At 68.3% G+C, this 8,469-nt stretch carries 10 protein-coding genes; all 10 read left to right on the top strand.

The annotated features are described in order from the left end of the window. Nucleotides 1-477: DUF3703 domain-containing protein (locus tag ACWDX9_RS55455; protein WP_449970742.1), on the top strand; the 477-nt coding region annotated here is incomplete at its 5' end. 86 nt (nucleotides 478-563) lie between these two features. After that, nucleotides 564-1,352, top strand: coding sequence for an arsenate reductase/protein-tyrosine-phosphatase family protein (locus ACWDX9_RS55450; protein ID WP_449970739.1), 789 nt, complete (start codon nucleotides 564-566; stop codon nucleotides 1,350-1,352). Continuing rightward, nucleotides 1,349-1,741, top strand: a complete 393-nt coding sequence (locus ACWDX9_RS55445) for a VOC family protein (RefSeq protein ID WP_449970736.1) — start codon at nucleotides 1,349-1,351, stop codon at nucleotides 1,739-1,741. The genes ACWDX9_RS55450 and ACWDX9_RS55445 overlap by 4 nt, the downstream gene beginning before the upstream one ends. Nucleotides 1,742-3,232: 1,491 nt before the next feature. Further along, entirely contained in the window at nucleotides 3,233-3,886 is a 654-nt protein-coding gene (locus ACWDX9_RS55440; RefSeq protein ID WP_449970733.1) for a multicopper oxidase domain-containing protein, read from the top strand. 158 nt (nucleotides 3,887-4,044) lie between these two features. Further along, nucleotides 4,045-4,776, top strand: a complete 732-nt coding sequence (locus ACWDX9_RS55435; RefSeq protein ID WP_449970730.1) for a hemerythrin domain-containing protein — start codon at nucleotides 4,045-4,047, stop codon at nucleotides 4,774-4,776. A gap of 498 nt (nucleotides 4,777-5,274) precedes the next feature. Then, the gene (locus ACWDX9_RS55430) at nucleotides 5,275-5,622 is read left to right on the top strand and encodes a hypothetical protein (protein WP_449970727.1); all 348 of its coding nucleotides are present in this window, start codon (nucleotides 5,275-5,277) and stop codon (nucleotides 5,620-5,622) included. Between the two features lie 162 nt (nucleotides 5,623-5,784). Further along, nucleotides 5,785-6,231: a MerR family transcriptional regulator gene (locus ACWDX9_RS55425; RefSeq protein ID WP_449970724.1), complete on the top strand. Its 447-nt coding sequence runs from the start codon at nucleotides 5,785-5,787 to the stop codon at nucleotides 6,229-6,231. A 215-nt stretch (nucleotides 6,232-6,446) separates the two neighbouring features. After that, a complete protein-coding gene (locus tag ACWDX9_RS55420) occupies nucleotides 6,447-6,779 on the top strand; it encodes a YnfA family protein (RefSeq protein WP_449970721.1) in 333 nt (110 codons plus the stop codon). 387 nt (nucleotides 6,780-7,166) lie between these two features. Further along, a complete protein-coding gene (locus ACWDX9_RS55415; protein WP_449970718.1) occupies nucleotides 7,167-7,640 on the top strand; it encodes a hypothetical protein in 474 nt (157 codons plus the stop codon). A gap of 102 nt (nucleotides 7,641-7,742) precedes the next feature. Continuing rightward, nucleotides 7,743-8,153, top strand: coding sequence for a DUF6188 family protein (locus ACWDX9_RS55410; RefSeq protein WP_449970715.1), 411 nt, complete (start codon nucleotides 7,743-7,745; stop codon nucleotides 8,151-8,153). The last annotated feature ends 316 nt before the right edge of the window (nucleotides 8,154-8,469 follow it).

The following is an 8,469-nucleotide window of genomic DNA, read 5'->3' as shown; positions in this document are numbered from 1 at the left end:
AGCCCCGCAGCCGACACCGCAACCGGTCGCCGCACCGCTCGCCCCGGCCGGCAGGACACTCCTGCCGATCGCGGCCGGCGCCTGCACCGACGGCTGCTGCTCGCCTATCTCAGAGGATTCCCTATGATCGGCCGCCCGATGCCCGCCCGCATGCGCGCCGCCTACCGCTTCGAGATGCGCGCCGCCCGCACCGCCACCGACGATGCGGCGCGCTGGCGGCACCTGGAACGGGCGCACATCATCTCCCAGCCGTGGCCCTGGCCGCACACCGCCAACCATGTCGCCATGTTCGTGCTCGCCGTACGCCAACGTGACCGGCGTGAGGCGATCGGCCAAGTGATCCGGATCATCGTCGCCGCGCCCGGCTCCGCGCTCGGCCGCTACCCAGAGGGCAACACCGGTCGCGCCACCGTCGGGCTCACCCAACCCATGCCCATCCCGAAGGACCTGGCCCTGCTGCTACAGGCCACCAACTGACGCTGCGGCCTGCGATGAAGGCTCCTCGGCGATGTCAGCACACCCACCGAAATTCCATCAAACCAATTTGATGTATTATCCGAAGCATGGTGCCCGGTCAAACCGTTCCGCCGCCGTTCGTCCGGTTGGCCGCCCATGAGGTGCGCTGGCGGCTCCTGAGCGAACTGGCACGCAGCGACCTGCGCGTGCGGGAGCTCGTCACCCTGCTCGGCGAGCCACAGAACCTGGTCTCCTATCATCTGCGGCTGCTGCGCTCGGCCGGGCTGGTCGAGGCCCGCCGCAGCAGCTTCGACGGCCGCGACAGCTACTACCACCTGGACCTGGAGCAATGTGCGCGCGCAATGGCCGCCGCCGGTGCCGCCCTGCATCCCGCGCTGCGCCTGCTCCCCGCCGAGCCGGCGAAAGCGGCAGGAACATCGGCGGTGCCTTCCGTGCTGTTCATGTGCACCGGTAACAGCGCCCGTTCACCCATCGCCGAGGCCCTGCTGCGCCACCGCGTCGGCAACCGCGCCGAGGTGACCAGCGCCGGCAGTCACCCCAAAACGCACCTGCACCCCGACGCCGTGCGAGTGCTGCGCCAGAAGTACGGCATCGACATCGCCGACCAGCGCCCACGGCATCTGGACACGACGACCGGCCGCCGCTTCGACTATGTGATCAGCCTGTGCGACAAGGTCCGCGAGGTCTGCCGCCACTTCGACGACCACCCGCAACGCCTGCACTGGAGCATCCCCGACCCCGCCGCCGCCAACGGCGACAACACGGCCCGGGACAGCTACCCCGCCTTCGACCGTACCGCCGCGGAGATCGACCGCCGCATCCGATACCTGCAGCCCATCCTTCTGCCCACCCCGCACCGGGAGGTTCAGCCATGACAGCAGCCGACCAGGTCGCCAGCGTCCGCTACATCGTCGACGACGTCCAAGCGGCCATCGACTTCTACACCACTCACCTCGGCTTCACCCTGAACTTCAGCGCGGCGCCCGCTTTCGCCGACGTGGTACGCGGGCCGCTGCGGCTGTTGCTGTCCGGGCCCACCAGCTCCGGTGCCCGTGCCACCCCCGACCAGGCCGCAGGCGTCGGCCGCAACCGCATCCACCTGATCGTCGACGACCTGAACACCGAGATCGCCCGGCTTCGCGACGCGGGCCTGTCGTTCCACAGCGACGTGGTCTCCGGCCCCGGCGGGCGCCAGATCCTGCTCGCCGACCCCGCCGGCAACCTGATCGAACTGTTCCAGCCCGCCCATCGGCCCGCGTCCTGAGCGACGCCTCTGAACAACGGGCCCGAAGCCATATGCCCCATGGGTGAGCCCGACCGGCTCACCGTACGTACCGAGATCCGAGGCGCGACGCGACCCCTGTCCACCCGCGTCCGAGATGCTGTTCGTCGGCGTGCACAACGCCGCGCCCCCAGCCAAGCAGTCTCGTGACCCGATATCGGGATCCGTTCCCATGGGAGGTCGCCGTGGCAGGCACACCCGCCCCCACCGGTCAGGGGCGACTGGAGCGCCGCCTGGGCCTGACCGACGCTGTCGTCATCGGACTCGGCTCGATGATCGGCGCCGGCCGCCGTCCACCCCCGCTTCAGGTCCCCTACCAGTTCGCCTGCCAAGAGAGACCGGGCGGGCCGTGTGCCCGTGATGCGCACTTTGGATGTATGTCCGCATGAGGGGAAGTGCTCAGGCAGCTACGGAACGTAACAGGCCCTGGCAGGTGGGATAGGCCGGCGGTGCCGCGATGGCGGGGGGTGAGCACGGTGGAGTTGACCAGGAGGCAATTCGCACGCGTGACCGTGGGTGCGGGGGTGGCCGTCACCGGCTTGAGTCGCGCCGCGCTGCTCGATGGGGAGATCCCCCTGGCCAAGTACGTCGACGCGGTGCCGCGCCTGCCGATACCGGAGCCGCAGCGGTCGGCATACCCTGGGGCGGACTACTACGAGCTGACGATGCTGCAGGCTCCCTGGCGTTTCCACCGTGACCTGCCGGCCGGGCAGGCCTGGGGATATAGGGCCGCGGGCGAAGCCGGACCGATCGGCCTGGGCTACCTGGGCTACCTGGGCTACCTGGGCTACCTGGGCTACCTGGGGCCGACGCTGGTAGCGCGACGGAACCGCCCGGTGGTGGTCCGCTACCGCAACCATCTGCCCACCACGCACCTCCTGCAGCCGGCGGTCGACGTCACCTTGTGGCGCAACGTTCCCGGGGACCCGCCCGACCCGCCCGGCGGCCGGATGCCGCAGGACTTCCCTTCGGGCAGGAACGTCTGGGCCGTCCCTCACCTGCACGGCGCCTTCAACCCACCGCAGTCCGACGGCTATCCCGAGGCGTGGTTCACCCCGGACGGCCTGCACGGCCCCGCCTACGCCAGCCTTCAGGGCGCCCGCCCCAACGAGACCGTCTACGCCTACACCAGCCGCCAGCCGGCCACCATGCTCTGGTACCACGACCACGCGATGGCCATCACCAGGCTGAACATCTACGCCGGGCTGGCCGGCCTCTATCTGATCCGCGACTCGTTCGAAGACGACCTGCCGCTGCCGTCCGGCGACTTCGAGGTGCCGCTGGTCCTGCAGGATCGCAACCTCACCTCCGGCGGCGCCCTGTCCTACCCCGACAGGGGGCCCACGCCGTACCACCCCAAGTGGAATCCGAACTTCTTCGGCGCCGTCCCGGTGGTCAACGGCAAGGCCTACCCGTACCTGGCCGTCGAGCCGCGCTGCTATCGGCTGCGCCTCCTCCTTCCCGCAGGGTGGCATGAACGTCCCCATGCCCGAGATCATGCAGCTCCAGGTGAGCAAGAAGCGCTCGGGCCCCGACCCGAGCGCGCCGCCGGAACGGCTGTCGCTGCGGCCGATCACACCACTACGGCCCACGTCCGGCCTGCCCCGACGACGGCAGTTCGTCATCACCACCGACCGCGACGCCCACCACAAATCCACCCACCTGGCCATCAACCAACGGCTCTTCAACGACCCCATCGAGGACTTCCCCAGGGTGGGCACCACCGAGATCTGGGAGTACATCAACACCTCCGCCGACGGCCACCCCATGCACGTGCACCTCGTCCAGTTCCAACTCCTCAACCGGCAACGCTTCGACGCGCCCGCCTACCTGAAGGCGTACCAAGCCTGGATCGCGCGGGGACGCCCGCCGGCGACCAAACCCGCCCTCGCCCGCTACCTCAACGGCCCGGTGACGCCCCCGGCAGCCGAGGAGGACGGCTGGAAGGACACCGTCGTCACCCTTCCCGGCATGGTCACCCGGATCGTCCTGCGCTTCGACGTTCCCCTGCCCATCGACGGCATCCCCGGCACGAGCACCGCGTTCCCCGCCACGTACATCCAGCACTGCCACATGCTGGAACACGAGGACAACGAGATCATGCGCCCCTGGCAGATCATCTCGTAGAACCGGTGAGCTGTCGGGCCCACACCTGGCGGCCAACGCGCGACCAGCCAAGCCGAGGCAAGCATTACCCACGTCATCGCATCGGATCACCGGCGACCGGGCAGGCATCCGGCGTGATGCCGTCCAGCCGGACCGCGTCGGACTGGCCAGGAGACGGAGTGCCGAACGCCATGGACGAAGCGCGGGCCGACCGCGAAACACCGATCGTACGCCGCCGCGAAATGCTCGGCCTGCCCATCGCCCTGGCCTGCGGCTCGGCGGTGCTGACCGGATGCGGCACCACACGACAAGCCGGCAGCGCCGCAACACCCACACCTGCCCCAAACCAGGAACAGGCGCAAGAGGTGCCGGTCACGCCACCGGAAGACCTCATGCGGGAACACGGGGTCCTCAAACGCGTCCTGTTGATCTACCGGGAGGGCATCCGCCGGATCAACGCCGGCGAACAGGTCCCCCAACAAGCCCTGCACGCCGGGGCCGGCATCATCCGAACCTTCATCGAGGAGTACCACGAGCGACTCGAAGAGCGGTACGTCTTCCCGCGCCTGGTCAAGGCCGGCAAGCTCACCGACACCGTCTCGGTGCTGCTCCAGCAGCACCAGCGCGGACGCGTCCTGACCGGCCGCATCCTGAACGCCACCGCCAGACCCACCCCCCAGCAGTCCCGTCGCGACCTGGTCACAAACCTGGCCGCCTTCATCCGCATGTACGAGCCGCACGAGGCCCGCGAGGACACCGTCGTCTTCCCCGCCATGCGCGACGTCATCCCGCCCAAGGAATGGCCGAGACCTTCGAGGACGAGGAACACCGCCGCTTCGGCGCGGCCGGCTTCACCGGCATCGTCGCGCAGGTCGCCGACATCGAAAAGACGCTCCGCATCTACGACCTGAACCAGTTCACCCCCCGCGTATGACGATTTCCCGGCCGGACGTTGAAGACTCGCCGGGCGCAGGCGCGCTGAGGCAATAGCCACGTTCAAGGGCTCAAACAGCCCCCGGTGGCCGTTCCGCCTCGGGCAGCACCTCCCGCGCCAACTCCAGCAATGCCCTGCGGTCCTCCGCCAGGCCTGCCACACCCGGCACGGACGCATATCTTCCCGTTCTCATCGAAAACGCGGTACGAGACCGGCTCGCACACTGATCCCGAGCCTCGGCGCCGTCCACGTACTTGCCCAACCGCGGACGAACTCGCCCACCAACGCCGCCACGGCAGCCTCACCGTCGGACACCACCCGGCAGACCTGCGCGCCGTGGACCCCATACCTGTGCCCACCGCACGCACCTCGCACAGCGACACCCGCCGGCAAATCGGAGCCCCGTCGGCCGGAACGCACAAAGGTCGCTCGGGGGCTTGCATCCGATACCTAGGTACAGGCTTACCGTCGAGGCATGGCTCACGACATTGCCCTTGACCAGGAATGGGTGCCCTCAGCCTGCACCTTGCCCACCAGCGAGCAGCCGCTGCGGGTGGCCGAGTTCGACGCCTTGTTCGCCGAGGCCGTGCAGGCCTTGTCTCGGCCGGAACACACCCGGCTACGCCTGGGGCTCGCCTTCACCCCGGACAATGCCGCCCGCGCCGCCGAGCTGGCGGCGCGGGAGAACAGTTGCTGCTCGTTCTTCACCTTCACCCTCACCATCTCCGCCGGCAGCCTGGCGCTGGAGGTGGCGGTGCCGCCGGAGCAGGCCGAGGTACTGGACGCGCTGCAGACCCGCGCGGGCGCGGCGGCCGCCGCATGACGAAGACACCCTCCAACCCCTCAGGGGACGGAAAGTGATGGATCGCATCACGCGTGAAGAGTTGCACGCGCTGCCGACCCCTGGAGCCGCGCATTTGGTGGAGCCCGGGCCGACCTTCGAGGACAGCCGCGCGAACGCATCCGCCGCAGCGGGGCGATCAGCGTGAGACAGGACATCGACGGGCCGTACCTGCGCAGCGGACAGGTAGCCGAACAGGCCGGAATCAACCTCCAGACCCTGCGCTACTACGAACGCCGCGGGCTGATCGCCGAACCGGCGCGCAGCCCCGGCGGGCACCGCGCCTACCCGCCCGAAACCGTCACCCTCCTGACCGTGATCAAAGCCGCCCAGCGGCTCGGCTTCACCCTGGCGGAGGTGGCCGAACTGATCGACACCGGCCGGCCCGGCCACCCCACCCCGGACCTGCGCGCCCGCGCCCAGGCCAAGATCACCGAGGTGGACGCACGAATCGCCGACTTGACCACCATCCGGGAAGCGCTGACCCAGGTGGTCAGCGCCGGCTGCGACAACCTGACCAACTGCACCTGCCCCGACTGCCCACTGCCGTTCGCCGACCTGGCCGCAGGCCGCGCCTCCAAGGAGAACTGACCACGTGAGCACCCCCCACGACCACCGCACGCCCACCGCTGTTCCCCTCACCATCTCCGGCGCCGTGCCGCCGGCGGCATGTGGTGGCTGCATCGCCGCCGCGCCTCGCGTGCAACTGCCACCGAGAAAGGCTGCGGCTGCGGATGCCGAGGATCCGCCACATCGTGACGACCACGGCGCCGACCCTTCCTCAGGAATGCGCTGTACTACCGGTCATGACGATCGTTCGCTCGTTGGTGCTGTTCGCCCTGGCCGCGCTCGCCGAGATCGGCGGGGCATGGCTGATCTGGCAGGGCGTACGCGAGCAGCGCGGCGTGCTGTGGATCGGGGCCGGCGTCCTCGCGCTGGGCATGTACGGATTCGTCGCCACGCTGCAGCCGGACGCCAACTTCGGCCGCATCCTGGCCGCCTACGGCGGCGTGTTCGTCGCCGGATCGCTGGCGTGGGGCATGGTCGTCGACGGGTTTCGTCCCGATCGTTGGGATGTTATCGGCGCGCTCGTCTGCCTGGCGAGAGTCCTGATGATCATGTACGCACCACGCGGCTGAGCCGATCCCAGCGCGCGCGGCCAGCGGGGCCTGGACGCTTCAGATGTCAACGATCTTGTTTAGTTCCAAGAACAGGCCCTGATTCACTGACCTTGATCGTTCGGGAACGCATAGGGAACGATCAACCGCAGTCCGCCGATGTCAGCCGGACATAAAACGAGAGGCCCGTCACCGCGTTTCCGCTGGTGACGGGCCTCTTCCCGCTGGTGTGGCAGGTGCAAGGTTCGAACTTGCGTAGGCTGAGCCGACGGTTTTACAGCTCGTGACTGTTCTTCCGGCGACATGTCTTCTGACCTGGTGGGCAGCACGTTCGCGCCCCCCTCGCCTCCATGATCATTGCACGCATATTGCACGTCACGGCAGACCGCGAAGATCTACGCTAAACCCGTGCCGCCATGTCTCGACGTCTACGTGTGGGTTCCGGAGCAGAGCCCCGAGGTCTTCGAGCGATTCATCGACAGCTACGTCAACGTGGACGAGCCTGGTGACGAGCGACTCCACGCTTTCACACGGGTTCATGTCCTGGGCATCGCGGACGACGCAGATGACAATGCCCTCGACGAGTTGCGCTCCGAAGACGGGGATGACGCCTTCACGCTCTACCTCAGGGCTCGCGACCACTACCAGGCCATGATCACGGTCACTCGTGACGGGGCGACCGTTCTCGGCCTCAGCGTGGACGCCCCCGACGACCTACTGGAAACGCTCAGACAGGCCGAACAACTCGTAGAACAGCTTCGACACGAGTTCTCTGCCCCGGCCGCACGTGCGGGGGTCGAACTGCCCCCGGCCGGCGACCGCTGCGAATGGCACGAAGAAGCACTCGTGCTGCTCCGCACGGGTGAGCTCGCCGCGCCTTGACAGACACCCACCGAACACGGCCACACGGCCACACGGCGGGCATGCGGAGCGTCAAGCGATCAAACAGTCGACGTGGTTGACGGCCACAGGAGGGCTTTACACATGGACCGGCCGAGAGATTTGGTCGAGTTGGAGGACCGATGGTTGCTGCCGTACCGCGGCATGCAGGTGATCCAGATCCGTGTGAGCTATCAACTGACGCTGCTATTGGACAGCGGAGCCCAAGTGGACGTGGAAACCGAAGCGGAGTTAAGCACACTGCGTGCGCCCGATCGAGTGAAGGCGCGCCTATTGCCTGAGCAACAGGATGTTGCACCGGCACTGGCTCTCTTCGGTGCGACGGTTCTCTCATCGGTCGCTTTCAAGTCCGGATCGCTGCGGCTGGTGTTCGATACCGGACTGCAACTGAAGGTGAAGCCCGACGCCCGCTATGAGGCGTGGAGTGCAATAGGCCCAGACGATGGCCGGCGCCTGGTTTGCCAGCCAGGCGGCGGCATCGCAGTGTGGCAATAAGAAGGCACGGTGGCGATCAGTAGGCGTGATCCTCAACGCGCCCGATGACCCGGCAGCCGGAGAGTGGGGCCGGCCTCAGCTCGGAGACCAACCTCAACCAGGTTGTCCGGTGAGCCGTGCTGAGGAACGAAGCGCGGATCGTCGATCGCCCCCAACCACGGACAAAGACCAGCCATGCTGTGGCGATCGTGAGGGCTGCATCTGTGCGGCGTCGCGGCAACCCCGGCGCGAAGGGTTCGGTCCGTGCGGCGGGGCAGGCGCGCAAAGCCCGGCCCGGTGTCCCGCCGCCGTCCGGGACCGGCCCCCAGGCCGCACG

Source organism: Nonomuraea sp. NPDC003201 (assembly GCF_053590415.1).
This window is presented reverse-complemented; position numbering and strand designations above follow the sequence as displayed.

Coding starts and splice junctions, on each gene's coding strand:
- ACWDX9_RS55430 (WP_449970727.1), top strand. CDS start 5,275: ATGGCTCACGACATTGCCCTTGACCAGGAATGGGTGCCCTCAGCCTGC.
- ACWDX9_RS55410 (WP_449970715.1), top strand. CDS start 7,743: ATGGACCGGCCGAGAGATTTGGTCGAGTTGGAGGACCGATGGTTGCTG.
- ACWDX9_RS55440 (WP_449970733.1), top strand. CDS start 3,233: ATGAACGTCCCCATGCCCGAGATCATGCAGCTCCAGGTGAGCAAGAAG.
- ACWDX9_RS55450 (WP_449970739.1), top strand. CDS start 564: ATGGTGCCCGGTCAAACCGTTCCGCCGCCGTTCGTCCGGTTGGCCGCC.
- ACWDX9_RS55420 (WP_449970721.1), top strand. CDS start 6,447: ATGACGATCGTTCGCTCGTTGGTGCTGTTCGCCCTGGCCGCGCTCGCC.
- ACWDX9_RS55445 (WP_449970736.1), top strand. CDS start 1,349: ATGACAGCAGCCGACCAGGTCGCCAGCGTCCGCTACATCGTCGACGAC.